General features: G+C 59.6%; 21 protein-coding genes. 12 read left to right on the top strand and 9 right to left on the bottom strand.

All coding sequences use genetic code 11. The annotated features are described in order from the left end of the window. Positions 1–42: 42 nt before the first annotated feature. Entirely contained in the window at positions 43–624 is a 582-nt protein-coding gene (locus tag ACV8MC_RS20230) for a DinB family protein (RefSeq protein WP_457263207.1), read from the bottom strand. 17 nt (positions 625–641) lie between these two features. Further along, positions 642–1760, bottom strand: a complete 1119-nt coding sequence (zapE, locus tag ACV8MC_RS20235; protein WP_457263209.1) for a cell division protein ZapE — start codon at positions 1758–1760, stop codon at positions 642–644. Positions 1761–2023: 263 nt separating this feature from the next. Here zapE and ACV8MC_RS20240 point away from each other — a divergent pair, with 263 nt between their 5' ends. Further along, the gene (locus tag ACV8MC_RS20240; protein WP_252880086.1) at positions 2024–3490 is read left to right on the top strand and encodes a nucleobase:cation symporter-2 family protein; all 1467 of its coding nucleotides are present in this window, start codon (positions 2024–2026) and stop codon (positions 3488–3490) included. 66 nt (positions 3491–3556) lie between these two features. Continuing rightward, positions 3557–4030: an LEA type 2 family protein gene (locus tag ACV8MC_RS20245; RefSeq protein WP_056785875.1), complete on the top strand. Its 474-nt coding sequence runs from the start codon at positions 3557–3559 to the stop codon at positions 4028–4030. Between the two features lie 136 nt (positions 4031–4166). On the opposite strand, the gene ACV8MC_RS20250 is transcribed toward ACV8MC_RS20245, so the two are convergent. Then, positions 4167–5090, bottom strand: coding sequence for a carbon-nitrogen hydrolase family protein (locus ACV8MC_RS20250; RefSeq protein ID WP_150742094.1), 924 nt, complete (start codon positions 5088–5090; stop codon positions 4167–4169). Positions 5091–5174: 84 nt separating this feature from the next. Here ACV8MC_RS20250 and ACV8MC_RS20255 point away from each other — a divergent pair, with 84 nt between their 5' ends. Continuing rightward, positions 5175–6089 carry a LysR family transcriptional regulator gene (locus tag ACV8MC_RS20255; protein ID WP_457263212.1) on the top strand — a complete coding sequence of 305 codons (915 nt, stop codon included), beginning with the start codon at positions 5175–5177 and terminating at the stop codon, positions 6087–6089. A 6-nt stretch (positions 6090–6095) separates the two neighbouring features. Here the strand turns inward: ACV8MC_RS20255 and ACV8MC_RS20260 are convergent, their stop codons facing one another. Then, entirely contained in the window at positions 6096–6350 is a 255-nt protein-coding gene (locus ACV8MC_RS20260) for a hypothetical protein (RefSeq protein ID WP_003224595.1), read from the bottom strand. Between the two features lie 154 nt (positions 6351–6504). Between ACV8MC_RS20260 and ACV8MC_RS20265 the strand changes: the two genes are divergently transcribed. Beyond that, positions 6505–6822: a DUF883 family protein gene (locus tag ACV8MC_RS20265; protein ID WP_016774661.1), complete on the top strand. Its 318-nt coding sequence runs from the start codon at positions 6505–6507 to the stop codon at positions 6820–6822. Positions 6823–7025: 203 nt separating this feature from the next. On the opposite strand, the gene ACV8MC_RS20270 is transcribed toward ACV8MC_RS20265, so the two are convergent. Continuing rightward, positions 7026–8054: an Ldh family oxidoreductase gene (locus ACV8MC_RS20270; protein WP_150635369.1), complete on the bottom strand. Its 1029-nt coding sequence runs from the start codon at positions 8052–8054 to the stop codon at positions 7026–7028. A gap of 233 nt (positions 8055–8287) precedes the next feature. On the opposite strand from ACV8MC_RS20270, the gene ACV8MC_RS20275 reads away from it, so the two are divergent. Next, positions 8288–13135 carry a dermonecrotic toxin domain-containing protein gene (locus ACV8MC_RS20275; protein WP_457263215.1) on the top strand — a complete coding sequence of 1616 codons (4848 nt, stop codon included), beginning with the start codon at positions 8288–8290 and terminating at the stop codon, positions 13133–13135. Between the two features lie 71 nt (positions 13136–13206). On the opposite strand, the gene ACV8MC_RS20280 is transcribed toward ACV8MC_RS20275, so the two are convergent. After that, positions 13207–13476, bottom strand: a complete 270-nt coding sequence (locus ACV8MC_RS20280) for a PepSY domain-containing protein (protein ID WP_095179971.1) — start codon at positions 13474–13476, stop codon at positions 13207–13209. A gap of 153 nt (positions 13477–13629) precedes the next feature. Here ACV8MC_RS20280 and ACV8MC_RS20285 point away from each other — a divergent pair, with 153 nt between their 5' ends. Continuing rightward, positions 13630–14631 (top strand): FecR family protein, encoded by a 1002-nt coding sequence (locus ACV8MC_RS20285; RefSeq protein WP_150742091.1) that lies wholly within the window; start codon positions 13630–13632, stop codon positions 14629–14631. Positions 14632–14684: 53 nt separating this feature from the next. On the opposite strand, the gene pvdQ is transcribed toward ACV8MC_RS20285, so the two are convergent. After that, positions 14685–17024, bottom strand: a complete 2340-nt coding sequence (gene pvdQ / locus ACV8MC_RS20290) for a bifunctional acylase PvdQ (RefSeq protein ID WP_457263217.1) — start codon at positions 17022–17024, stop codon at positions 14685–14687. A gap of 243 nt (positions 17025–17267) precedes the next feature. Between pvdQ and ACV8MC_RS20295 the strand changes: the two genes are divergently transcribed. Further along, entirely contained in the window at positions 17268–17645 is a 378-nt protein-coding gene (locus tag ACV8MC_RS20295) for a fe2+ zn2+ uptake regulation protein (RefSeq protein ID WP_041480968.1), read from the top strand. Between the two features lie 9 nt (positions 17646–17654). Here the strand turns inward: ACV8MC_RS20295 and ACV8MC_RS20300 are convergent, their stop codons facing one another. After that, positions 17655–17843: a hypothetical protein gene (locus ACV8MC_RS20300; RefSeq protein ID WP_041480969.1), complete on the bottom strand. Its 189-nt coding sequence runs from the start codon at positions 17841–17843 to the stop codon at positions 17655–17657. 358 nt (positions 17844–18201) lie between these two features. On the opposite strand from ACV8MC_RS20300, the gene ACV8MC_RS20305 reads away from it, so the two are divergent. The 5 genes from ACV8MC_RS20305 to ACV8MC_RS20325 are packed head-to-tail and all read left to right on the top strand — an operon-like array spanning position 18202 to position 25251. Further along, a complete protein-coding gene (locus ACV8MC_RS20305) occupies positions 18202–19449 on the top strand; it encodes an MFS transporter (RefSeq protein ID WP_315435037.1) in 1248 nt (415 codons plus the stop codon). A gap of 9 nt (positions 19450–19458) precedes the next feature. Next, the gene (locus ACV8MC_RS20310; protein ID WP_457263220.1) at positions 19459–20589 is read left to right on the top strand and encodes a LuxE/PaaK family acyltransferase; all 1131 of its coding nucleotides are present in this window, start codon (positions 19459–19461) and stop codon (positions 20587–20589) included. A 1-nt stretch (position 20590) separates the two neighbouring features. After that, positions 20591–22993: an aldehyde dehydrogenase family protein gene (locus tag ACV8MC_RS20315; protein ID WP_457263222.1), complete on the top strand. Its 2403-nt coding sequence runs from the start codon at positions 20591–20593 to the stop codon at positions 22991–22993. Positions 22994–23036: 43 nt separating this feature from the next. Further along, positions 23037–24347, top strand: coding sequence for a phenylacetate--CoA ligase family protein (locus ACV8MC_RS20320; RefSeq protein ID WP_457263223.1), 1311 nt, complete (start codon positions 23037–23039; stop codon positions 24345–24347). Next, a complete protein-coding gene (locus ACV8MC_RS20325) occupies positions 24316–25251 on the top strand; it encodes a GNAT family N-acetyltransferase (RefSeq protein WP_095179965.1) in 936 nt (311 codons plus the stop codon). The genes ACV8MC_RS20320 and ACV8MC_RS20325 overlap by 32 nt, the downstream gene beginning before the upstream one ends. A gap of 45 nt (positions 25252–25296) precedes the next feature. On the opposite strand, the gene ACV8MC_RS20330 is transcribed toward ACV8MC_RS20325, so the two are convergent. Next, positions 25297–25824, bottom strand: a complete 528-nt coding sequence (locus tag ACV8MC_RS20330) for a hypothetical protein (protein ID WP_024012886.1) — start codon at positions 25822–25824, stop codon at positions 25297–25299. Positions 25825–25828 lie beyond the last annotated feature (4 nt).

Raw genomic sequence — 25828 nt, forward strand, 5'->3', positions numbered from 1 at the left:
TGTAGGAGTTGACGAGTGCAACGAGGCTGCGATCTTTCGTGGTCAGTGGCCCCAGATCAGCTCTTCGGTCCAGCCCAGTTCGGCGAAATCTTCGGCACGCAATGCGATTTCGCCGACACAGAAAAATTCATCCAGTTGCGGTGGCTTGACCGCCGTGCCGCTGAGCATGGCGTGCACCTGGCCACGATGATGGAGCTGGTGCTCGAACAGGTGCGAGAGCATGCGCAGGCGGCTGTCATGTTGCGGCGTGTCACGGGCGATGGTGACGATTTTCGACAGGTCGGCATCGCGCAGTTGCTCGCAATAGGCGATCAGGCGGCGATCAACGCGGGCCTGTTCTGCACGCAGCGCCGCAGCCTCGGTAAACGGCTCGTCTGCATTGAAGAACACGTAGCAATCAGGGTGTGGCTCGTCACCGCGCAATTCCCGCTCCAGCGCGTCGACGTAGAACCAGTCGCAAGTGAGGATGTGGTTGAGCGTGAGGCGGATGCTGGGGAAGAAGCTAACCCGTGGTGCCGCCAGTTCAGTGGTGTCGAGCTGGCTCCAGGCCTTTGCCAGGCGGTGATTGGCCCAGGCATTCTGATAGGCCATGGTCAGCAAATGATGGGACAGCGGTTGACTCATGTCGGCGCCCTCTTCTTTCAGGCTTCAGCGAAGCGCTGCAATTGCATCTCGTGCAAACGGCTGAGGGTGCGGCGGAACGGGAATTCCAGGTAGCCCTCGGTGTACAGCGCGTCCATCGGTACGCTTGCCTCGACGTACAGCGGCACCTTGCGGTCGTAGCATTCGTCGACCAGCGAGATAAAGCGGCGAACGCCATCGTCATGCACCGATAACTGCGGCAATTCCCGGTCACCGGCGACCACGCGCTCAGCGCCATCTTCGGTGCCCCGCGCAATGCGCCCTTCGCGTTTTTGTGCGCTGAGGTTCGGCACTTCGCTCAACAGAATAGCCCGGTAGCGATCACACAGGGCAATGAAGTCCATGGCGGCGAAAGGTTGTTCGCACAGACCGCTGTAGCGGCACCACAGCACCGATTCGCTGGCTTGCACGACGTTGAGCGTGCGATGGCCCACGGCGACTGGCTCATCGCTGACAGTCTCATCTGCAGCCAGCGACTTGAACACGGCACCCAGTGCGCTCGGTGAATCGGCTTCATTGACAAAATAGCGCTGCTCAATCGCTCCGGGATGCAAGCGATGATCCTCGGCGCCATTCACCGCCACCACTGTCATGTGTGCCTTGATCGCCGCAATCGCCGGCGTGAAACGGTCGCGATTGAAGCCGTCCGCGTACAGGTCATCAGGCGGCAGGTTGGACGTGCAGACCAGCACTACGCCTTCCTCGAACATCACCTGAAACAGCCGGCCGAGAATGATCGCGTCGCCGATGTCATTGACGAACAGTTCATCGAAGCACAGCACGCGCACTTCAGCGGCCAGCTCTTTGGCCAAAGCGCGCAACGGATCGGCGATGCCACTGAGTTGAAACGAACGCTGATGCACCCAGCCCATGAAGTGATGAAAGTGCTGACGCCGCGCTGGCACGCGCAGGCTCTGGTAGAACTGATCCATCAACCAGGTCTTGCCACGCCCGACCGGCCCCCACAGGTACACGCCGTCGACCGAGCGGGTACCGGCGTGCAAGGCTTCATGGCATTTTTGCAAGGCCCAGACCGCGTGTTCCTGGGCTTCATCCTGGATGAAACCCTTGTGGTCGACCGCGTATTGCCAGGCACTGAGGGGGGAGTCGAAAGTCATGCGCGGGAGTATGCCACGGGCGATTGGCCATTGCTGATTAACGGGCGTGGACGATCATTGTGGGAGCGAGCCTGCTCGCGAAGGCGGCTCGTCAGTCACCGAGATGCAGACTGAGCCACCGCTTTCGCGAGCAGGCTCGCTCCCACATAGGCAGTAAAACCTGACCTTTCAGGCAGTTATTGCTCGTTGCCCTCGCCGCCCTCTTCCGGCATTCTGCGCACCCATTTTCTGACCCGGCCCCGCCTTGCGGCGCGCACATCACCATGACCGCCTCTGACAAAACCCCGCGCAACAACGACCTGATCTACGGCCTCAACGACCGTCCGCACCTGACCGCCACGGTGTTCGCCGCGTTGCAGCACGTGCTGGCCAGTTTCGTCGGCATCATCACCCCGACCCTGATCATGGGTGGCGCCCTCGGTCTGCACAGTGAAATCCCCTACCTGATCAGCATGGCGCTGTTCGTCTCCGGCCTTGGCACCTTTGTCCAGGCCAAGCGCTTCGGCCCGGTGGGTTCCGGTCTGCTGTGTCTGCAAGGCACCAGTTTTTCCTTTATCAGCGTGATTCTCAGCGCCGGATTCATGGTCAAGGCGCGCGGCGGTGGCACTGACGAAATCCTCTCGACCATCTTCGGCGTGTGCTTCTTCGCTGCCTTCATTGAAGTGGTGCTCAGCCAGTTCATCGGCAAGCTGCGCATGCTGATCACCCCGGTAGTCACCGGCACGATCATCACGCTGATGGGCCTGTCGCTGATCAAAGTGGCGATGACCGACATCGCTGGCGGCTTCGGTGCAACAGATCTTGGCGCGGCCAGCCATGTGTTTCTGGCGGCGCTGGTGATCGGCACCATCGTTGTGCTGAACCGAGTCGACGTGCCGTTTCTGCGGCTGGGCGCGATCGTCATCGGCCTGACGCTCGGCTACGTGGTGGCATGGCTGATGGGCACGGTGGATTTCGCTTCGATGCCCGAAGTGCCGCTGGTCAGCGTGCCGGTGCCGTTCAAGTACGGTTTCAACTTCGATTGGGTGGCGTTCGTGCCGGTGGCGGTGATTTTCCTCGTGTCGCCGCTGGAAGCGGCTGGTGACCTGACCGCCAACTCGATGATCTCGCGGCAACCGGTGAAAGGCCCGTTGTACATCCGCCGGATCAAATCCGGCCTGCTCGCCGATGGTCTCAACTCGGCCATGGCGGCAGTGTTCAACAGCATGCCGATGGTGACCTTTGCGCAGAACAACGGCGTGATCCAGTTGACCGGCGTGGCCAGCCGCTACGTGGCGTTTTTCATCGCCGGGCTGCTGGTGTTGCTCGGTTTGTTCCCGATGATCGGCGCGGTGTTGCAACTGATGCCGAAACCGGTGCTGGGCGGCGCTGAGCTGGTGATGTTCGGCACCGTCGCCGTGGCCGGGATCAAGATCCTCGCCGAGGCCGGCCTGCATCGACGCAACATGCTGATCGTGGCGATCTCGCTGGGCATGGGCCTGGGCATCGCGGCGGTGCCGGAAGTCCTGCGCGAACTGCCGCAAGCGCTGCGCAACATCTTCGAATCGCCAATCACTGTCGGTGCGTTGTGCGCTATCGTGCTGAACATCTTCCTGCCGGAAGAATTCATCGAGCTGGAAGAAGATGATTTCGACCCGGAAGCTTCGATTCTGCAGGTCATGGAAAACCCCGACGTCGCCGCCAAAGGTGAACCCGGCCAAGCGGCGGCTGTCGCACAGTTGAACCGCTGACGTCACGCCTCGAAAAAAAGGGCTGCATCGGCGACGGTTAAGCCCTTTTTTTGTCGAGAGATTTTTATGCGCCGCGTCCACGCCGTCATCCTGTCGCTTGTGCTGTTGTCGCTCAGCGCCTGCGCGCTGTTTCCCAACCGCGATCCGGTGAACATCAACGTGGTCGGCCTCGAACCGTTACCCAGCCAGGAACTGGAAGTACGCTTCGCGATCAAGCTGCGCGTACAGAACCCCAATGAAACGGCGATCGATTACAACGGCATCGCGCTGGATCTGGAGGTCAATGGTCATTCGCTGGCTTCGGGTGTGAGCGATCAGAGCGGCTCGATCCCGCGTTTCTCTGAAGCCATTGTCACGGTGCCGGTCAGCGTCTCGGCGTTCTCGGTGCTGCGCCAGACGTTGGGCCTGAGCCAGACGCAAAGCCTCGATAATCTGCCCTACGTGCTGCGCGGCAAACTGGCGGGCGGGTTGTTTGGCACGATGCGCTTTACCGACAGCGGCAAGTTGAGCCTGCCCAAGGCGAGTGCGGCGACCTGGTAAAAGTTTTCTGATCGCGCACCGATCCCTGTGGGAGCTGGCTTGCCAGCGATAGCGGTGCATCTGCCAAAAAGATGTCGACTGACATGGCCCCATCGCTGGCAAGCCAGCTCCCACAGGTTCAAAACAAGTATCAAGGTCAGGAGTTGAACCGCACCCCCGGCTTCGCACGCTCATCAACGGTCAACTCGAAGACATCCGGCCGCGCGTAGTGGCCGACCACATCGTAGTCATACCGCGCACGGATCAGTTCATCGGTGTCGATCTGCGCCGTGAGCAAGCCCGCTTCGCCACGCAACGGTCCAGCCAGCACATCGCCCATCGGACCGACGATCACGCTGCCACCGGCAATCAACGGTCGATCACCCGGCCAATTGGCAATCTCCACCCCCAAATCATCCGGCGAGGCCTGCACCTGACAGGCGCTGACCACGAAGCAGCGGCCTTCGTGGGCGATGTGGCGCATGCTGACCTGCCACATCTCGCGCTCGTCCACGGTCGGCGCGCACCAGACCTCAACGCCCTTGGCATACATCGCCGTGCGCAGCAGCGGCATCATGTTTTCCCAGCAGACCACGGCGCCAAGCTTGCCGACCTGGGTGTCGAACACCGGCAGCGTCGAGCCATCACCCTTGCCCCAGATCAGTCGCTCGGTGCCGGTGGGCATGAGCTTGCGGTGTTTGCCGAGCAGCCCGGCCTGCGGATCGAAATACAGCACCGTGCAATACAACGTGCTGCCAGCGCGCTCGATCACGCCGATCACCAGATTGGCCCCGGTACGCGCTGACAATCCGGCCAGCGCGTCGGTTTCGGCGCCGGGCACATCGATGGCGTTGGCAAAATAACGCGCAAAGGCCTCACGCCCCTCGGGCAGTCGATAGCCCAATTGGGTGCCGAAGCCCTCGCCTTTCGGGTAGCCGCCGAGCAAGGCTTCCGGCATCACCACCAACGCGGCGCCGGATTCGCGGATTGCGTCTTCCCAAGCAAGGATCTGTTCAAGGGTTTCGCCTTTGCCGCCGGGCAATGCGCCGATCTGCAACGCCGCCACTATGGATCTGGCCATCGTATTTACTCCATCAGTTTCAGGTGTTGCCGATTCTCCAGCGTCACGCGATCATGAATAAAGCCCTGCCGACTGCTGAATGATATGAGCCAAATGAATATCTCCGACATTGACCTCAACCTGCTGAAAGTCTTCGAAGCACTGCACGATGAATCCAGTGCCAGTCGCGCCGCCCTGCGCCTGGGCGTGACGCAATCGGCAGTCAGCGCGGCATTGCGCCGCTTGCGTGAGGTGTATGGCGATCAGTTGTTCGTGCGCACTGGGCGCGGACTGGCGCCGACCCTGCAAGCCAATCAGCTGAAACCGGTGATCAGCGATGCGCTCAACAAATGCCGGCAAAGTCTGGCCATGCTCGATCCGGCGGCCAATCAATACGAAGGACGTTCGGTGGCGATCGGTCTGTCAGATGATTTTGAAATTGCCTACGGACGCCACTTGATCGAGGAAATCGCCCGCCGTGCGCCGAAGCTGCGGTTGATATTTCGCCAGACCCACAGCCAGATCGTTGCCCGCGCGCTGATGGAACGCAGCATCGACCTGGCGATCACTGCCGGCGGCTTTTCCGAGCGCCTGCTCAGTCGTCAGGTGTTGGGGGAAGGCGGCTATGCGTGTCTGGTCGACCCGGCCAGTCTCGCGCCAGGCCAACAGCAGATCGCGTTGCAAGAGTTCGTTGAACGCGAGCACATTCTGGTGTCGTCGGGCGGCTTTATCGGCATTACCGATGAGGGATTGGCGGCAGTGGGTTTGAGCCGGCGAGTCTGCGCGTCGACCACGCATTTCGCCGCGCTGCCCTTCCTGCTCAAGGGTAGTCAGGCGGTGGCGACCATCCCGGCCCATGCCGCCGCAAGCATCGCGGCGCTGAGCGGGCTGGCGTTGCTGCCCTGCCCTCTGGCGTTACCACGCTATCCGGTGGAACTGGGCTGGCGCACCAGCACGCAGATCGATCCGGTGCTGGTCAAGGTTCGCGAGGCGATTGCCGCCACGTTCAGCCAGGCGTGAAGCGGATTATTTGTTCGCCGCCATCAGGCGATTGACTTCACTGCGCACCATGTTGGCGAACTCCGGCGGCGACATGCCGTCCAGTTCGGCGCGGACCCACTCGGCCCATTTGCCCTTGCGCTTGGAGCGCTCCCCAAACAAGCGCGCGGCTTCGCCTTTGGCTTTGCCCAGATTGTTCTGCCAGAGTTCGAACAGACGGGATTTCTCATCTTCCAGCGCTGCGCGCTCTGCGAGGGATTTGTCGGCCAGATTGAAACTCATGGGGATTTATCCTGCTGCGTAAAATGGCGACATCTTACACGCTCGATGGAAATCTCCGGTGCAGGTTTTTCCCTTCTCCACGAATGACATGCAACTTTTCGCCTGCCGCTACACTCCATTGGTCACTGTCCATTCACCTGCAAGGAGTCACCCAATGGCCCGTAAAACCGCCTCGCAAGCTGCCGAAGAGCAAATCAAGGATCAAGCTTTCAGCGAGCTTCAGGCTCTGATCGAAGAATCGGACAAACTGCTCAAGAGCAGCGCTTCACTGGTCGGCGAAGAAGCAGAAACGCTGCGTGCACAAATCGCCCAGAAACTGCAGCTGGCACTGGATTCGGTGTCCAGCGTGCGCGATCGCACCAAACCCGCCGTCGAAGCCACCGAAAACTACATCGGTGGTCACCCTTGGCAAACCGTGGCGATCTCCGCCGGTTTCGGCCTGGTGGTGGGCCTGCTGCTCGGCCGTCGCTGAGTTCCAGCGCTACAAAAAAAGCGAGCCTTCCGGTTCGCTTTTTTTATGCCCACCGCTTTGCTTTTCCATTACTGAATTCACCTCGGTATCCCAAGTCGGCGTACCTCGCCCAAACCACGCGGTCAGTCCCCTCTCCCCCCGGGAGAGGGCTAGGGTGAAGGGCTTTTGACCTTGTCACTGCAATCGTCAGAACAACAAAAGACTCACTCCCCCGCCAACTCCCGCAACTGCCCCAGCGTCTGCTCATCCAGTACGATCCCTTGCGCCATTGATCGACTGCGCTGCAAATGCCGGCGATCCCCCGGCAGGCGCTTGAGCCCGACTCCGTGCATCTGCCGCACCAGTTCCTCGCTGCGCTGGGCAAAGCTCTGCCCCGCCGCTTTGCTCGGGTCGATGACGATCAACAGCTGACCGGTCCACGGCGTTTTCGCGCCGGGATGGTTGGACCAGTCAAACTCGAATGAGAAATTGCCGCCGGTCAATGCCGCCGCCAGCAACTCGACCATCATCGACAGCGCCGAGCCTTTGTGCCCGCCGAACGGCAACAAGGCGCCGCCTTCGAGAACCGCTTTGGGGTCCTGGGTCGGCTGGCCGAGGCTGTCGACACCCATGCCGGCCGGGAGTTTTTCACCTTTACGGGCTGCAATTTGCACATCGCCATGGGCGATGGCGCTGGTGGCAAGGTCGAACACAATCGGCGCGGCGTTGGCCCTTGGCGCGGCGAAGGCAATCGGATTGGTACCGAACAATGGCCGATCAGCGCCATGGGGCACCACGCAGGTCATGCTGTTGACCACGCTCAGCGCCACCAGACCTTCGTCGGCGAAGGGCTCGACATCCGGCCACAAAGCGGCGAAATGATGCGAGTTGCGAATTGCCAGGACTGCGATGCCGGCATGACGCGCCTTCTCGATCAGCAAGGGTCGGGCCGCTGCCAACGCTGGCTGGGCAAAACCGTTGCCAGCGTCAACCCGGACAAACCCCGGCGCGACATCTTCAACCTGTGGCACGGCATGACCATTGACCCAGCCGCTTTTCAGCGTCGAGACATAACCGGGGATGCGAAACACGCCATGACTGTGAGCGCCGTCGCGTTCGGCGTTGGCGCAGTTGACGGCGAGTACCCGTGCGACTTCGCTGGAGGTGCCGTGGCGCAGAAAAATCGTTTCAAGCAGTTGCGTCAGTGCCTCGAGGGACACTGTGGACGAGCCATGATCGTGTGGCGCAGACATCTGAAGCTCCAGAATGATTATTGGAGGGAACAACAGCGTACGGTCGATTTTGCCCACCGATTAACCCTGTCCGAGCTGCCAGCTGTCAACCCTTCGATTCATTGCCATCGGTTGGCGCGCCCTGATGCACATTTTGATCTCGGCACGTGCGGTCACTATCTACCGCAAGTGCTCCACTCTGCGCATTTACTGTTGAGTTCCAGCCCAATGGCGCCCTGTTCAGAGTTGCAATGATGTCCACCCCGACTGCCCCGCTGTTGTTTCCAGTGATATTCGATTCACCCGGCCTGCACGCTGACCTCGGTCCGGCACACGGTCTCAACAGCAAAGACTTCGACTGGCTTGCACATGCGCAACTCGCTACGCAATCGCTGCGCAACAAGCAAACACCGCCAATGCTGGCCGAACGCATCCTGCTCAACGCCGACAAGCAACTGGCCGTGCCGCTGGCAGGCAGCTTCATACTCAGCGCAGGGCCGGATGACAACGGCGTGTTTCTCTATACGCCCTACGATGGCCTGAAAAAATTCGCTGACCGCCAGGCACTGACGGACGCCCTGCAGACACGCCTCGACAATGCCGGGGAAGCTGATGATCTGCTGGCTTTCCTCTCGGTTTCATTGCGCAAGGAACTGGTGGAAAAACGCAGTATCACCCTGACTTGCGAAACCATCGAAGGTGATGTGTTCGAGGACCAGCAATTGGCAATCGGCGACTCTCTGGAGAGGTGCGCCCGTGACCTGCTGGACGAGCTCAAACGCCTGCCATCCCTTGCAACGCTGCTGGAAAAGATTCTCGACGAACTGCTCGAGGCGCATTTTGGCGCCGTGCAACAGTCGCTTACCCGGGTCGGTTTCTATTCGGTGACTTCTTCGGATGGGAAACAGTGGGTCGACTCGCTGTCGCTGACTGAAGCGCTGTTGGTGCACTTTCACCGTCAGGGCTGGCCCCACGGTCAGGCCGTAGAATTCACCCATCCCGCCCGTTCGGTACGCGAAGACGATCAGTCGGCCTGGACCAATGCGATCAAGTCGGCGTCGGGAAAACTGACCATGCTGTTGTTTCGACAGCTTGAGGTGTTTTGGAACGGCGCTTCATTCGAAGGCTCGCCCAGACGAACTTTCTTCAGCCAAACGCTGCAGGATCAGGCGCGCGCGGATCTGATGATCAAGCGCGAAACGCAGATCCTCACCGCCGGCGAGTTCAACGCCCTGCACAGCCTGGTACGTGAGCCAACCGTTGCGGTACGGCGGCCAACGTTCGAAACCGTGTGCCTGAGCGAAGAAACAGCCTGTGTCGAGCTGGCCGGTTCGCTGATGATCAATCACGACAAGGCTTATCTCTATACGCCCAGCCAGGGCCTGCAGGTACTCGCGGACTACGCGGATCTCAAACAGACACTGACCGCGAAAATGCGGGCTGCCGGACACGAAGACGAACTCTACGGGCTGATGAATCTGCAAGAGCGCAATCGTTACCTTGGCTTCGCTAACGCGCAGGTATCCGGGGAAAACATTGGCGGTGAGATCATGACCACGCTGTTCGAGGCCATCATCACCAAGCAACGTCAGAACGTTGAATTCGTTCTGCAGCGTTTTCGTCAGAGCGAGCGCACCACTGACATCCATGCGCTCTTCGACAAGGCGCTGGATATCCGCTCAATGATTCATGAACGGCTGCTCAAGCTCGACGTCAATCAGCGCTGGAGTACCCGACCGTTGTTTACCAGTACACCGCCATCGTCACTCGTGCAGGCAGACAAGGCTGCGCAGCAGGCGGCACTTCTGGGGCGGACGCTGGATAATCTGACCAGCCACTTCAAAGACCAGCCGACCGCGCACGGTGCCGAACAGCGCGTCTTTTTGGAAGGCATTCTGTGGAAACTGGCCCAGGCATTCGAAGACGGCCTGCGTGGTGAGGCGTACCTGCGCAGCCTCAGCGGGTCATGGCTGGAGGCGGAACGAAAGATCGTCGACACCGTGTTCGATTCCAGGCACCCGACACGCAGGGACCGCCAGTCACTCAATGGTTTTCGCCCCGATGCCTGGTCACTGACCCTCATCGGGGCCGAGCCCAACGCTGCGCTGCCGCTCGCTCACTGTGTGCTGCTGACCGAGCGCGGCGGCATGGACGTGAAACATTCCGGGCGCGCCATCCTCTGGACACCGGCCCTGGGCCTGGAGCTGTTTGACGACATCGCCAGTGCGCAAAAGCAATTGCAGCAACGGCTGGACGACAATAACCAGAGTCACACGCTGCTGGAAAATCTGCCAAAGGCGCAACACAGACTGGACCAGCAATACACACTGGGCGAGTTTCAATTGATTAATGGCAGTGTCTCCCGAGACCGCATGCAATCTGCCATTGAACAGTTCCTGGCGGAATGTGAACTGCTGCGAGTTTGCATCAAGGAGCCAAAGACATTGGCGAGCTTCCTTGATGAAATGAAGAATGCTGTCATCGATACCAACCTGCGACGCGCGATCGATCTTGCACGAACCCTTTCGTGTCATCTGGATTACCCCGACTGGTTGCGTATGGCCTCGGCGACGGAGCAACGCACGCAACTCGCGCTGCTGGATGAACTGCGGCATGCGTTCATCGATGGCAAGGATTTCCTCGATGAGGTCCCGGCGCTGGCCACTCATATCGAGCAGACTCTCAAAACCCTGCTCGATGCCCGCTTTCCAGGCAACGGGCTCAAGCCACAGGACATCCGGATCACCCCCAATCTGATATTGGCCGGCCCTGCCTGCGACTTGCTGGAATTTGCCTTGCATCACTACAACGTCGTGCAGGGCAGCGGTTTCAAAGTCGCCTCGACAACGGCCACAGCCTTACCAAAAGAGTTTGCCCAGGCCGCGGTACGGCAATTACTGCAATCTCTTGATGTTGCTACCACCTACACCGCGAAAGTCACCGAAGCGCTGTCAGCCGACAGCCCGTCTGCTCGCACCAGCAAAGAACGGTTCTTGCGCCAGTTGCCCTGGCAATTGATGCAACACGCCCACTCGATGAAATTGCAGCAACAGCTCTCGGATACCGGCTATGACTACATTTGCCAGGTCCTCGACATGCCCGACGCGATAGCGCGCGCTGCGGTCGAGGGCGCTCATGCCATCGCCTGCCCCCTATCGCTGATCAAGACCCCAGGCGCTGATTGCGTCGACACACTCGGTTTGTATGTCTTCAGTCCGGGCGCAGGGCAAACAGGCCCCCGGGTCCTCTATGCGCCTTACTCCAGGTATGTCTTTCGCGAATTCGAAAACGAAGCGCAGCTGATCGAGGCACTGAATACCCCCGGGCACTTCCAGGATTTGATCATCCGGCGTCTGCCTGAAGCTCAGCAGGCGATATTCAAGAGCCTGTTGAAAACAACGATCGGCAAAGACAGTGAAATCACTCTTCATGGCGCGCCCATCAATGGCAACGTGCTCGAGCGGTTTCACCAGGACACTCTGCGTCTTCTGCCGCAACTGTTGCGCAGCCAGCCACAGGTCAATGGCCAAGCGGATTGGGAAGCGGTGAAGTTTCTCTTCAGTCACGGCGTGCGCCTGGTGCCACATTTGCTACCGGGCAAACTCGCGTCCGGTTTTTTTCTGTGGCGAAGCTACCAGGACTTCAAGGCGTCCGCCGAAGGCCTTCAGGATCACCACTGGGCAAATGCCCTGAAAAGCTTCATCGCAGGGGCGATTACCCTCTTCAGCCTGGGACGTCTGTCATGGCAAAGCGAGGCAGAAACGGCCGGCTCCGAATTCGCCGCAGAGGCGCAAGCACCTGCGGGTACAGCCACAACGGTGCAAGTCGCCTCTGGCTGGGCAAAGGTGTCGCCCGTCACGCCCGCTCGGATTGATTTGCAGCCCTTTGAAAGCAGTACGGCGCTGGAATCCCTCAAGCTTGATGCCAATAAGCTGGTCTATGGGGATTCGTCAACGACGCAGAAATACGCCGCCATTGCCGGCAAGGTGTATCCGGCAGTCCAGCTCGAAAAAAACTGGTATTTGCGCAAAAAAGACGGCAGTCAGGGGCCGGCACTCGAAGAGAAAAATGCCCGTCTGGTTGTTGCAAGCGCCAGCCAGCCGGTTCATCGCTGCCGATCAAAACGTCGTGACCCTGCTCAACATGAAGTCGAGGAAAACCGCTCAATAGAAATGTATATCCAGGCCAGAGGCATGGCCCAGATCCACCGTCGCTATCCGGCCAGGGCGTTCGTGATACAGCAAGCCGTAAACCGTGCAAGAGAATACGCAGTCAACTGCCTGCATAACTACGTTACACAGCGCAGCCACCCTGCGGGCACACGGCTGGAGAGGGTTTTGAAGGAGTTCTTCGAGGTGCATGAGGTAACGCCCTTGCTGCTCACAAAACTCGAGAAAGTGATAATTCCTGTCTGCCAGGAACTGACGAACCCAAAAGATGATTTGCTCTACACCGAGCGCTTCTTTACTGGTCTGAATGGGCCTGGCAGCGCCAATACCGTTGCTTTCGTTTTCAAACAGGACAAACAAAAAATAATTCATCTCACCGAGGTTTTTTTCAATCCCAGAATGGACAAATACACCGCCCATCTGCCTCCTCGATTCAATGTTGATTCACACGCACGCGCGGTAACGATTATCCATGAACTCTCGCATCTGGTTTGCGACAGCGAAGATCTGGTGACGATCCAGGCCATGGGGCCTTATCTCGACCTTATCGACACGACGACGGCAGAGGGGCAAGCGGCCAAGGGCTCGCTTGAACGTTATCGCAGGTTATTGTCGCGCTACGGCAATCTCTCGCACCTGTTTGCGGTGAAATCCGATAACCACGTCTGGACCGATCTGGACAAAATGCCGACGCATGCCGCGGATTACCTGAAAATCCTCAGCCTTACCAAAACCACAAACCTTGCAGACGCGCGCCGAGCGTTTCGCAGTCCTGTTTCAGCAGATGCGCGGGTCGACGTGATGCTCGCCAACGCCGACTCGATCGCCCTGCTCATCAGCGAACTGGGGCGCCAGCTCGACCCGCTTCCCGCGCCCATACCGCTATCGGCGCCGGTTGCAGATCAGGCGGGATCCTCGCAAGCGCTGGCGTGACGACAAAAAAAATGCGCCGGCGTAACGCCAGCGCATTGCTCATGACCAGAGTCAAAAGTGATTACGGTCGGTTAGTCCTTCTGTTCGCGCAGCACATTGCCCGAGGCGCCGTCGATGCGGAACTCGTAGGCGGTGCCATCGGCCTTGCGCCCTTTGCCTTCCCAGTAGCCGTCATTATCGGCGCCGATCTCATAGACTTCGACATAGCCGGCTTTGGTCTTGGCGACCTCGATGGCTTTTTCGATGGTGATCCAGCCTGCGCCGGGCTTGTCCGCCAGAGCGGCACCGGCACCGAGCAAACCAGCAGTGGCGATCAGGGCAGCGAATGTCTTTTTGATCATTTTTTCACTCCATTTATGGATAGTAGGCAGTTGCTTCCTGTTTTTTTGGGCGCCACAGGGAAAAATAAGTTCCACGTTGATGGGTAAATGCCATGACGGATGTTCTCGGCAGCCTGCCGGCGAGGTTAGAATGAGCGAAATCAGGACGAGTCAATGACCCAAGACACTCTCTCGGAAGCCGAATACGATGCGATCACCGATGCCGCCGCGCACTGGTGCATGCGTCTGCACGCCGCTGACTGCACGGACGAGGAGCGTCGCGCATTTGAGACCTGGCACGCTGCACATCCTTTGCATGCCTTCGAATACGAAGCCATGCAAGAGATCTGGGAAGTCGCCGGAGATCTGCCTCGAACCGAGCCCGAGGCACTCGCCGCGCAGCGCAAGCCTTCGCGTTCGTGGCGCAAGTTCGCGGTCATTGCTGGCGCCTGCGCCCTCGCCTTGCCACTCGCGGCCTACAGCGGCTGGAGTCTGGGCTGGGTGCCCAACAGTTATCAGCATTACGCCGCCACCGACAGTGTGCGTCAGATCACCCTGAGTGACGGCAGCCAGCTCGAACTCAACCTGCACACCGACCTGAGCTTCAGCAATTACAAACATGAACGTCGCGTCACCCTGAACAAGGGCGAGGCGTTTTTTAATGTCAGCCATGACGCGTCTCATCCGTTCGTGGTTCGCGCCGGCGACGGCAAGATCCGCGTGACCGGTACGCGGTTCAATGTGTGGATGTACGAAGATCAGGTGCGAGTCAATCTGATCGAAGGTTCGGTGCTGGTCAGCAGCAATCGCGACTTGCCTGGCGACGGTCTGCGCCTCAGTCCCTCGATGCAGGCGCGCTACCGGCATGGCGATTACGCGCCGCAAATCAGTCAGACCTACCCTGGCGATACTTCGCTGGCCTGGCGCAGCGGCCGTTTGGTGCTCGACAACCTCGCGCTGCACGACGCCCTGCCGCTGATCAACCGTTACCTCGACAAGCCGTTGATGCTGGCCGACACCAGTACCGGCGCGATCCGCGTGGGCGGCGTCTACAACATCAAAGAGATGAACCACCTCGCCAACAGCCTGCCGAAAGTGCTGCCGGTCTATTTGACGCGCAACAAGGAAGGCAACCCGGTAATCAATTCGATGCCGCAACGCCCGCCGAAAAGCTGAAGGCCGCGTCCCTTGCGGGAGGCGGCCTTCGTTTGTTTCGAGCTGTGACTGTTTTACTGCGCTGCCACCTTCCCTGCCTGATCCTGCTTGATCGTCTGCACCTGATATTGCGGATCCGCCTGGATCTGCTGTTCGGTGAACGGCAGAACACTCCACTGCTTCTTCGAAAATGCAGCAGTCTGATCCCGCGAGTATTTCGACATCGGATCACTGGATAACGAGAACGCCAGCAGCCCTTGGGCGTGCGGGCCTTTTTCATCGAAGCTCACAACTTGCAGATAGCTGGTGCCGCTGACCACTTCAAGTTTGCCGTCTTCGCGGGGCACGCTTTGCATCGCGTTGTAGATGCCCAGCGTCCCCGGCCCGCCATGAATCGGCGTTTGCTGCCCGCCGCTGCTGACCACCTGGACATCACCCCAGCGCGTGTCGGGTTTCAGGCCCATTTTTGCGACCCGCTCAACCGACGCGAGCATCGCTTCACGCAGTGCTTTGGCGACGGCAGGTTGTTCGACTGCCAGGCCGCGAGGAGTGTGTTGCGCATCTGCCGGATTGAATGCAACACGCCAGATATCCGCTGATTCAAGCAGCGCCTGCATGATGTTCTGAAAATGCACCAGACCGAGCCCGGAATCCAGATTTGCGCGGCCGTCCCAGGCTTTGAGGCTGGCGCACGCAGACTTGAGTGTCGCGGCATCGCTGCCCAGATCGGCGCCGCAGAACTTCCGCAGATCGGGCATGACCTCCGCGGCCAGATAGACCTGATCGTCCATGACCATGTGCTGCAGATCCTTGACTGCCAGCGGGCCTTTCTTGCTCAGTTCAGCCAAACGATCAAGCGCGAATCGTGAGCGCAGGCCCAGCGGTTGTCCTTCCTGACTGATCAGCGGTGAATAGCCGGTGAGCGGTTGAGCCGGGTTGGCCAGCCATGCCGAATCATTGGAGTGCTGAACGAAATCCCTGCGCAGCAATTGCGGCAACTGGCTGGAAGCGAAGATGCCCTTCTGCGCCGCGTGCGGATCGATATCCCAGGCACAGCCGCTGTTGGAACCGTCCAGTACGATCATGCGCAGACCGAGGCGTGGGTCGCTGCACTTGGCAAGTTTTTCCGCGCTGACGTTCGGTACCACCGACAGGTTCATGTACAGCGTCTGGCCCTTGTCATCCACTGCCAGGGTGTTGACCCACGGAATGCCCTGGATCTTGTGCACCGCGTCTTGCAGATCCTTGAGATTGCTGGCCTGGTTCATCGCATACCACTGTTCGAGCACGCGGTCGTTGTCGAGGTTGGCATCGCGCAAGCTGTAGGCATATTGCCTGTCCCAGTCGAGCTTGCCCGGCCATTGCACGATCGGGCCGAACTGCGAGCTGTAGATGTCGCGCGCAACCGCTACGACCTGTCCGTCAGCCTGCTTGACCTGCACGGTAACCGTCTGTTTGTTCAGTGGCAGCGACTTGCCATCGAGCAAATATCGAGTCGGATCCTTTGGATCAAGTTGCAGGCGATACAGGGTGAAGTGTTTCGACGAATCGACGGTGTGGGTCCAGGCCAGATGCTGGTTGAAACCGATATTGATCATCGGCAATCCCGGCAAAGCGGCGCCCATCACATCAAGCTTGCCGGGGATGGTCAGGTGCATCTGATAGAAGCGCATGCCCCCGACCCATGGGAAATGCGGGTTGGCCAGCAACATGCCACGGCCATTGAACGAGCGCTCGCTGCCGACCGCCACAGCGTTGCTGCCGCGATCCAGAGCAAAACGTTGCTGACGCGCGTCTGCCAACTGGAACGCCTCGGTGTCGCGCTTCACCTGCGCGGTCACTTGCGGCGGCGTCGCGCCAGCAAGGGCTTCGGCGAACTGCCCCACCCCACCTTCAACCAACAGGCGCCGCGTCAGTTTGACCAGATCCTCGGCGCTGATGTCACGTACCCACTCGCCTTGGCATTGCTGCGGCAACCCTTGCTGACGGCGTTCAGCCAGATAGCGGTTGTAACCGGCGGCATATCCCTCGACCAGGTCGCGGACCTGCGTCGGTTGCGCCTGCCAGAAGGTTTCGACCGCTTCAGGGGTATTGAGCCAGGTGAAGAACACATCACTGACGCGGTTTTGCCGTTGTTCAACAGTGAACTGCTCCGGGCCGAAATATTGGGAGCGCTGACCATTGACCGTGACGATCTCGTTGGCCAGCAGGCACAGATTGTCCTGGGCGTAGGCGTAACCGATGCCGAGACCCAGACCGCGCTCGTTTTCAGCGCGAATGTGCGGCACGCCGAAACTGGTGCGGCGAATATCGGCGCTGGTTTGTGCAGCCGGGCTCAGTGCATGGGCCGACAGGCTCAGTCCGAACAAGGTGCTGGCGAGGGCCAGCCCGGTGAGTTGCCTGGAAATAATCACGCTTGCTCCTGATCGAAAGGTCGATTGCCCCTGCGTCCACGCGCAATGAGCCTGTCGAAGAAACGAAGCTGAGGGAAAAAATTTAGCGGGTAGCCCATTGGGGCAATGCCGTCATCACAAGGCTGAGACGAATTAGCGACGAAATTTCTACATCTTTTCTTTCATGATTTGTCGCGCTGAAACGTCTTGTTTAGAGACCGCAACAAAACCTTTCCCGATCTGGCTCTGAAAAGGAGTAATCGCATGTACAACTCGCAACTACCAACGGACGGTAGCCAGACGCCACAGGGCGTTTCCATGAGTTCGCACTCTGGCAATTTCACCCAGCGCGGCGAGCGCCCGGGCAACGAGCGTATTCGCGTGCTACTGAAGAGTTTCGGCCTGCGCACCAGCCTGATTCGCCTGAAAGTCATCGACGCGCTGCTCGTGGCGGCACAGAGCAATCGTCGCCTGGGCGTACGTGGCGTACATAGCCAGTTGCTCGATCTGGACGTGCCGCTGTCGTTTCTCAGCGTGCGAGAAGTGCTTAAACGCTTGTGCGCCGAAGGCGTGATCACCTTCAACGCCGACAAGAGTTACAGCCTGCACCCGCAGGCTGCAGCGGTCCTCAACCACGAATGAGGCTCGCCTTCAGGGCTTGACCTTGCGGCGCATCACGCCGTTGATGATGACTACCACGACCGCCACGCCGATTGCCACGTACTGGAAAGTCTTCTCGGTGATCATGCCGGCATTCTGCAGCCAGGACAGGCCCAGCATGATCGCCAGTACCGACAGAGCGATCAGAATCGAATAAATCAAGCGTTGCTTCTGGGTCATTGCGGTTTCCTGAAACATTGAAATGTAGCCGGTTGCGCGCCGAGCGTTTCCCGGATGAGGGGGATGCGCCAGGGCAAACGGGTGCTCATGTTACCGCCCCTGAGGTTTTTTGGCTGCATGGGCACCCAACCCTGAGACATGCCCGCCCTCCCTGATCCAGCGCAAACAATGCCCGCACTGACGCGGGCATCGTTGTTTTCGCCGCAATGGCAACCAGGTAAACAGCTTTCGCGCCGCGCCAATCCTTTAAACATGCCGTAAGTTTTTGAAATCTGCTGACGCAGCAAACGGCTAGGTCGGCTGTGCGCCTGCGCCTAGGCTCTGCGAACTTCCTACCACTCATAAAACAGGGATGTTCATGCAGAGAACACTTATCAATATCGGCCCCAGACAGGTTGCGGGTTTCTGTCTGGCGCTGACCGCTTTCGAACTGCTCACTTACATGGCCAGCGATGTGATCATGCCAGCGATGCTGGATGTCACCACCGACCTCGACGCGGACGTGCGGCATGTTCCCCATGCCTTCAACCTGTATCTGTTGGGTGGCGTGTGCCTGCAATGGTTGCTCGGCCCGTTGTCCGATCAATACGGCCGACGACCACTGTTGTTATCGGGCAGCGCGCTGTTCGGATTGTCGTGCGCGGCAGCTTTTTTCACCGACAGTATTGGAGCGTTCAACCTGTTGCGGCTGTTGCAAGGCATGGGTCTGGGGTTTGTCGTCGCAGTCAGCTATCCGGCGCTACAGGAGGTGTTCTGTGAAGCGGACGCCGTCAGGCTGATGGCGTTGCTCGGCAATGTTGCGTTGTTATCGCCGCTGCTCGGCCCGCTACTGGGGATCCTGTTGCTGGAATGGCTGAGCTGGCGGGAAATCTTTCTGCTGCTGGGATTCACGGCAGCGCTGGTCTGGCTCGGTCTGTTGCTGTGGATGCCGGAAACCGTAGGCGTCGAGCGCCGCGATGGTCATCGAACACCCCGTGTGCCCTTCTCCTGGCGTTGCACTTCACGGCGCTATGGCGCGTTGTTAGGCAACCCGCGTTTTCTCTGCGCCAGTCTGGCGCTGGGCCTGATGAGTCTGCCCCTGATCACATGGATAGGCCTGGCACCGTTGCTGCTGGTGCGGGTGCTGGAACTGCCGCCGCTGGAATATGGCCTGTGGCAGATTCCGGTTTTCTCAGCGGTGATTGCCGGCAATCTGATTCTCGACCGCTTGCTGCAGACTCATTCGCTGACGCAATTGATTCAACTGGCGCTCTGGCCGTTCTGTCTGGGCCTTCTGTTTCTGGCCGCGTGCGCATTGTTCGGCGCGGGGCTTGGTCCGGTGGTGGCGAGTTTATCGCTGTACGCCGTCGGGCTGGGCATGAGCAACGCCGCGGTGTATCGCCTGGCGCTGTTTGCCAGCGACGACAGCAAAGGTCTGGTGTCGGCGCTGACCGGCATGATTTCGATCGCCGTCATGGGCCTTGGCGGTTCGCTGATTGCGGCCATCGGTGGCGGCGGCCGTCTTGAATACTTCGCTCTCTGGGCCGCATTCGGCGGGCTGATGTGCCTGCCCATGGTTTACCGGCTCCTGCAAACCACCACAGCTGATGTGGCCTCGCCTCAGTAAGGAACACTGATGACTCACCTACCCTATGCCGACGCGCTGTGCGCGTTGAAGCACCCCTATTGCGCGGATTCAGCCGCGCCCGGTCTGTTTGATCGGGCGATGAAGGAAATCAGCCGCTTTCACTGCGATCACACCCCGGGTTACGCCCATTGGCTCAACGCCCATGGGCTGGCACCGCAAGACCTCGACAGTCTTGATGACTGGTCACGTCTGCCGCCGATCTTTGCCAGTTTCTTCAAGCAACACCTGCTGCTCAGCAGCACCGGCGCAGACGCCCTCGAACTGACTTCGTCGGGCACCAGCGGGCAGAAAAGCCGGATGCGTTACGACGAACGCAGCCTGGCGCGGGCGCAGTTCATGGTTGCGCAGATCTTTCGCCATTACGGTTGGGACACTCCGGATACGCCGTGCAACTACCTGCTGCTGAGCTACGAACCCGAGGGTCACATTACGCTCGGGACTTCGTTTACCGACCAGTTTCTCTGTCGGTTCGCCCCGGTCAATCGCGTGGTTTACGCCTTGCGCGACACCGGTAGCGGCCATCAGTTCGACGTATTCGGTGTCATCGCCGCATTGCAGTCATTCGCTGAAGAAGGTTTGCCGGTACGGATTTTCGGCTTCCCGGCGTTTCTCTGGCAGACCCTGCAACGCATGCAGGCTACCGCTGTACAGGATGTGCAATTGCCCGCCGGTTCGCTGGCCTTTTTTGGCGGCGGCTGGAAAACCCTGGCTGCGCAGGAAATTCCTAAACAACAGTTTTATGCCCATATCCATCGGCAATTGGGCATCGAAACCGCCCGCTGCCGCGACGGTTACGGCGCTGTCGAGCATGCGGTGCCTTATATCGAATGCGCCCGTCACCGCTTTCATGTGCCGGTGTATTCGCGGGTGCTGATTCGCGATGCGGCGGATTTTTCTCTGCTGCCCTATGGCCAACAAGGCCTGCTCGGCTTCGTCTCGCCTTACATCTCATCCAGCCCGGCGCATGCCGTGGTGATGAGCGACCTTGCCACGCTGCACCCGGGCGCAAGTTGCGGCTGTGGATTGACCAGCGACTGGTTCGAACTGCACGGCCGCGCCGGCACCACGGCCGGCAGAAGCTGCGCGATGGCCGCCGCCGAATTACTGGGAAGTCACTGAAATGTATTTGATAAATGGACAACTGCACGACATTTACAGCCTCGACCAAGCGCTGCAAGACCTGCAACACAAGTTGCCCCAGCGTTTGGCGACGTCGCTAGACAGCAGCACGGTCATCACGGCGATAACTGTTTTTGCCCAGCTGCTGCGTGACTCGCGCACGAACCTGCCCCTCGACAGCGAACAACGGCAGGCCTTGATCGATTTCTGCCAACCTGAAGCCTTGACGATCAAACGCCAGCGCGAACTCGGCGTCGCTGCCGACTCCCTGCGCCGTATCGATTATCGCCTGCCACGCTTCGAAGCCTGGCGCCCGCTCGGGCTGGTGGTGCACATCACCCCGGCCAACGCGCCGCTGCTGGCCTTTTGCGCGGTGGTGGAAAGTCTGCTCGCCGGCAACGTCAACTGGTTGCGCCCCAGCCGCAGCGATCAAGGCCTGACGGCGCGACTGTTGCGGGCGTTGGTGAACTGCGATGCGAGCGGACAACTGGCCGGCCACGTGGCGGTGGTTCCAGCGAGCACCGAGCAGATCGGCCAATTATGCAAATCGGCCAATGGCGTCGCGGCATGGGGTGGCGAAGCGGCCTTGCAAGCCATTCGGCAACAGCTCGCGCCGGGTTGTCGCTGGATCGACTGGGGGCATCGCATCAGCTTCGTCTATCTCACTCCTGCATCGGCTACGCCAGAGGCGCTTGATGCCGTCGCCGACGAAGTTTGCCGACTGGATCAGCAGGCGTGCTCCAGCCCGCAATGGCTGTTGGTGGACAGCGACGACACGCAAGTCTTGCGCGATATCGGTGAACGCCTGGCGCAGGCCCTGCAACGACGCGCCGCACAGTGGCCGGCACTGGTGCCGACACGCCAGGAAGCTGCGCAAATTACCACGCACACGCAGATGGCCCGCCTCGGTCAGAGTTTCGCCGGTCACACCGGGCAAGTCTGGCACGGCCCAGGCTGGCGGGTGATCTGGACCCATGATCGGCAACTCGCACCTTCGCCGCTGTTTCGCAGCGTATTGCTGCACCCGGTGCCGCAGGCGCTGCTGCCCGCCACTCTGCTGCCGTGGCGCAACGTCCTGCAAAGCTGTGCGCTGGTATGCGCACAATCGCAAATTGTCGAGCTTACCCATGCGTTGATCGCTGCCGGAGTCACGCGGATCGCACCGATCGGCAACATTCACGACGGGTACGAGGGCGAACCCCATGATGGCGTCTATGCGCTGCAACGTTTGAGTCGACGGGTATCGGTGAGTCTTGCAGCCACGCAACTGCCGAATCAGGCCATTCTCGATCCAGCACCATCAGCGGCGACGCCGTGCGCTGCGATCATGGACAAAGAAGCCTTCGTTACCCAGCCCATCAACGATCAGGCGCAGTTGTATTTCCGCTCTGGAGGCAGCAGCGGCACCCCTGCTCTGGCCGGCTACAGCTATCGCGACTTTGATCGGCAGATGCGCGCGACCGCTGATGGCCTGTTCGCTGCCGGTCTGGATCCAGCACAAGACCGAGTCATGAACCTGTTCTTCTGTGGCGGGCTGTACGGCGGCTTTCTCAGCTTCAGCAAAACGCTGGAACTGCTCGAGGTGACGCACCTGCCCATGGCCGCCCCTGCTGATGACGATTATCGGGAGATTGCCCAATTGATCATCGACCAACGGGTCAACGTGCTGGTCGGTATGCCCGGCACCCTGCATCGTCTGTTCCTCAATCAACAGGAGCGTCTGCGTGCTTATGCCGGAGTCGAAAAGGTCTTTCTCGGTGGCGAGCACCTGAGCGAGCAGAACCGTGAATTGCTGCGCAGTTGTGGCGTCTCGACCATTCGCTCGGCGATTTACGGCAGCGTCGACGCCGGTCCGCTTGGGCATGCCTGCGAGGATTCGGCGGATGGGGTTTTCCATCTGATGAGCGAGATCCAGCAGTTGGAGATTGTCGCGTTCGATGAGGATGTGCCGGTGGCGGATGATCAGGTGGGCCGGCTGCTGGTGACCTCGCTCGCCCGCGAGGGTGGTCAGCGCGTGCAGCGTTATGAGATTGGCGACAGCGGACGCTGGCTCCCGGGCGTCTGCGCCTGCGGGCTGAAGTCGCCCCGCTTTGAACTGTTGCAACGCCACGGCAAGTTGTTGCGTATCGGCACTGACTTTATCTCCCTGAGCGAATTGGCGTCACGGCTGCAAGTGCCGTTTCAGTTGCATCTGGACCACAGCGCCGAGGGCGTCGAGCGCATGCAACTGCATTGCGAACTTACAGCCGCCACCGTTGAAACACGTCTCGCCGATTACCTGACCCTGACGACCATCATCGACAGCGGATTGCTGGTGCTGCAGATCGAGCAATGCTCGCCCGAACACTTCGTTCGAAACAAACACAGTGGCAAGACGCCGCTGGTCATTGACTCCCGCCGCTGACGCTTGCCGTGAGCTGGCTCATTCGAATCAAGAAGAACACACCGTGAAAACAACCGACTCGATTAGCGAATTAACGGGTTTCGCCCGTGAGCATTCGCCCTACTACAAGAACAGTCTCGCCAACATCCCCGAGGCGATAAGTTCACTGTGCGAACTGCCACTGCTTGATCCGGCAGACTTCTGGAAAGACAGCGCGGATCTCGCGCAATGGCCGGTCCTGACGGCCCCCATTGGGCACGCCTTGGTGTTCAAGACCGGTGGATCAACCGGCGGTGGCAGGCTGTCCGTGTATGCCCGCACGGAATGGCAGCGCACGGTGGAAGATTTCGGCCGCAGTCTGAGCGAGCAGTTCAGCCCCGGGGACCGTGTCGCCAACCTGTTTTTCGCTGGCGACCTCTACGCCAGTTTTGTGTTTATTCATGACTCACTCGCCCATGTTCAAACAGCTGTCAGCGAGTTTCCGTTTACCGGCGAGGTTGATCCACCGAAGTTGGCCGACGCCATCAACCAGCATCGAATCAATGTACTGGCTGGCGTGCCCGCGCAATTACTGACTTTCGCCAGTTGGCTCAAACAACGCGGCCTTACGTTGCCCCTGGTTGATAGTGTGCTTTACGGCGGGGAGAGCCTGTTTGCCTCACAACGCCAGCTCCTTGAGCAAGTGCTGCCCAACGCGCGCATTGCCTCGATCGGCTACGCCAGCGTCGATGGCGGATTCATTGGCGCCAGTCATCCTGACTGCATCGAAGGAGAACATCGCACACCCGACGGTCACGTCCTGTTGGAGATTGTCGATCAGCACAGCGGCGCAACGATCGAGGCCTGCAATCAAACCGGTCTGCTCGTATTGACCAATCTGCATCGCCGCTTGATGCCGCTGATCCGCTATCCCGTCGGAGATCTAGCGTGCTGGCGCGAACCGCCGGGCACTGCACGACGCAAATTCGCCCTGAGAGGACGCAGCGGCAATAGCCAGCGGGTGCGGGTCGGCATTCTGTCGCTGATGACCGATGAAATCAGCGAAAGCGTACGGAGCATTACTGGCAGCGACGATTGGCAATTGCTGATCGAACAAGCCAACAGCGCTGATGTCTTGACGTTGAAATACGCAGTCATCGAACGATCGGCGCTCATCGACGAGAAACTTGAGGCCCGCTTGATCGAACTGTACCCGCCGATCGCGCAACTGCGGGCTGAGCGGTTATTGGAGCTGCGCATCAAGAGTTGCCGGTTTGAGGACTTGGCGCGCCATCCTCGCGCAGGGAAAAGCCTGCGGATCGTCGACTTGCGCTGCTATGACCAGGAAGAGCGGGAGGTGCGTGATGGAGTCGTTGATTCTGCGCAATTACCGTGACACCGACGCCAAGGCCGTCAGCCAGCTGTTTCGCGAGGTCTACGGTGATCATTACGTGCAAACCGACGTTTACATGCCCTGCCTGATCAATCAGAACCACGCCGACAAACGCTGGCATTCACTGGTTGCAGTGGAGGGTGAGCGGATTCTTGGTCATGCCACTTTGTATCGGCAAAGCGAAAGCTCGCACGATGCCGAACTGGCCTTGAGCGTCGTACATCCCGATACCCGTGGAAAGAACATTGCCACGCGGCTGGGCGGACAACTGCTGACTCATGCGCAGGCGTTGGGTTGTCGCAGCGTCTCGATCAAACAGGTCACCCATCACCCTTACACCCAACGCATGGCTATCAACCTCGGTTTTCACAACACTGGATTGTTGCCGGACTATGTCCGCTCACCCTTTGGCTGCAAAAAACCCGAGTCGATCGTGTTGGGTGTACGTGCTATCGATGGCTATCAACGGCCATTGCCAGAACAGGCATGGCCAGCCAGTTGCCGCCCCTTGATGGAGCGTCTGAGCGCTGTGTTCGGCGTCGGGGCTGATGCAGGACGCTGGCGCGGAGCTTCGGTTCAGGTCCAGCAGCACGGCAGCCGCCATGAAATGTGGCTGGAAAAACTCAATCCGGAACTGCTCGACCAGTTGCGATCACTGCCCGGGCATTGGCTGGTTTCGATTCGTCTACAGCTTTCGCGACAGTTTGCCGTGGATCTGCACAGCCTCAACGCCATCGGTTTTGCTTTCACCGGCCTGGCGCCTGCACAGGATAATCGAGGGGGATGGCTGGCGCTGTTTCATCGTGGCTACCGCACGCGCAGGCTGACATTGCATTGTCCGCACATGCAGCAGTTGCATGACCAGGCACAACGTCACATCACTCGGCAAGCCGTGCCGGCGGCGTAAACAGCATGAGCCCGCACACGGATGAGCGGGCATCATCAGCAGACGTTACGCCTTTGCCTTCAGGCCTTTGTCGGACGGAACTGCCGCATTGCCTTCGCCATAGGTCTTGAGATTCTGCAGGACGTAAATGGCTTTCTTGAATTCGGGGATCAGGCTCTTGCCGTAGTAATTGCCATTGAGACTGTTGGTCTGGATGGCATCGAGCTGAGTGGCGAAATATTCCAGCGCGTTGAACTTCGCCTCCGGGTCTTTCTGCACGCCGAAGCGGTCGAATTTGTCGCCGGCATTGAGCAAAGTGATCGAGGTGATCTCGGAAATCAGGCCGCGCCCGCGCAGGAATTCGCTGAGGTTGCCCAACTGCTTGACGGAAACGTTGGCCGGGTCGAAGCCCTTGATCTGCTTGCGCAAACCCTGCTTATCCATCTCCGCCACATTCAGCGCATTCGGATCGTTGCCGACCAGCGTCAGCATCTGCTGCACTTTGACGCTCTGCGAAACCTGCTTTTTCGCGCCGGTATCACGGACCATTACGCCTGCCTTGCTTTCCCAGGCGCCGGTATAGCCGATCGTCATGCGA

This window comes from Pseudomonas sp. PK-RTE-24, assembly GCF_054052265.1.